This window comes from Rugamonas rubra (assembly GCF_900114705.1).
Classification (GTDB): domain Bacteria; phylum Pseudomonadota; class Gammaproteobacteria; order Burkholderiales; family Burkholderiaceae_D; genus Rugamonas; species Rugamonas rubra.
Genome location: NZ_FOTW01000076.1, coordinates 1 through 1,564 on the forward strand (window position 1 = coordinate 1; position 1,564 = coordinate 1,564).

Below are 1,564 nucleotides of genomic sequence, written 5' to 3' on the forward strand. Positions count from 1 at the left end.
TGGTGCCGCGACTGGCGGTCGCGCTGGCGCAGACGAGGCCGTGCCCGAAATGGATGGTGCAGGGAAAGGCTGACGTAAGAACATAATCAGGTAAAGGGAAGTCCACGATGGTTTTCAATAATAGAAACTCGATGTTCGATAGATGTAAAGACTTCAGCACGACGATGTTTATTTTTATTGCTCTGCTCGTCGTATGCGGTTGTTCATCCGCGCGTGACGCCAAGCCTATTTCCCAGCTAGCGATTTCCCCCGACGGCAATGAGTTTGTTTTCCGTTATCAGCCCGAGCATCGGGAGAGCAGCCTGGTGCGCTTCAACAGCAGTACGGGCGCCATTCAGATTTTGCCCCAACCTCTCGATGAGGTTTGGTCCAATCCAACGTACTCGGTCGACGGCAAGTGGCTGGCGATAGGAGTTTATGCCGTCAACACGCAACACTCCGTACAGTATACGGATTCGCGCATTGATGTCATGCGCACCGATGGTAGCGGGCGCCGCACTGTGGTTCCGCAAGATGGGCTCATCAAAAGCATCTTCAGGTTTTCTCCGGACGGAAAGAGACTTCTTTTTGCCGAGGGCAGCGAGGGGAGGCTACGTCCGACGGGCTTCACCATCCACGAAGTCGACCTGGAAACCCTGGGGATATCGGATGTTGTTATGGCTAATTTTTACCGGCTGAGTTCGCTCGCCTACTTCAAAAGGCAGTTTGCTTATACCGGCTACGCACCACTGAGCTATCTCGATCGCCAGTCGCCGGTTCCCGACAAATATATCCCCACTGCGAATGTCGATCAAAAAAATCAATGGGCGATGCAAAGTAATACCATGATGTATGTCACTGATGCGCATCCGGAAAAACTGGCGCCCTATATGAGCTTTGACACCCGTGAATCATCCTGGACATGGCAGCAAGAGAAAGAGATTGAAGGGCTTCGCGTCGCCTCGAAAACCAATCGGATGTTTGCAGCGATGCGTCATGAAGATTATCCAAAAGATCGAGATCTACGCCATTACATCCGCGATATTTTTGAAATAAACGCCGATCGCACCTTCCGCCGTCTGACATTTTTCAACACCGTCCAATTTTATGGCTTCGATGCAACACCGGACGGGCGATACGTGGCGGTGGTGCCAGACAACCGCGACGACCCTGGACGCAGGGCTACAGCGATCTATCGCATTGATTCCATCAATGGAGAGGCAAAGGTTTTCGAACCTGATCTCTCCAAACTTTCCATGCCACATTAACAAGGAGAATTGTCATGCCAGGAATTTCGATCAACGTCGCAAAACCCTATAACGTCAGCGATTATGTTCCGATTTACGGAATGTATTGCGGTCCTGGCTGGACAGGTGGGCAGCGTGGAGGTAACGATTTAACAATCCCGCCGGTCGACGCCATTGACCTTCAGTGCCAAATTCATGATAAGCAATACGCTAATGCCGCTGCCACGTACAACCCGGCAGAGGCCATACCGTTATACACAAGTCGACAGTGGTTCGGTACTCGTACCAAAAAGTCGTTAACATTCAATGCCTTACCTGAGGGGCTTGTAAACTTGAGC

General features: G+C 51.3%; 2 protein-coding genes. Both read left to right on the forward strand.

What is annotated here, in order from left to right; all coding sequences use genetic code 11:
* The first annotated feature begins 131 nt into the window (after window positions 1–131).
* Entirely contained in the window at window positions 132–1,247 is a 1,116-nt protein-coding gene (locus tag BM252_RS29765) for a TolB family protein (RefSeq protein WP_093391387.1), read from the forward strand.
* 14 nt (window positions 1,248–1,261) lie between these two features.
* Window positions 1,262–1,564 (forward strand): phospholipase A2 family protein (locus BM252_RS31525; RefSeq protein ID WP_217429995.1); only part of this gene is annotated, 303 nt, incomplete at its 3' end.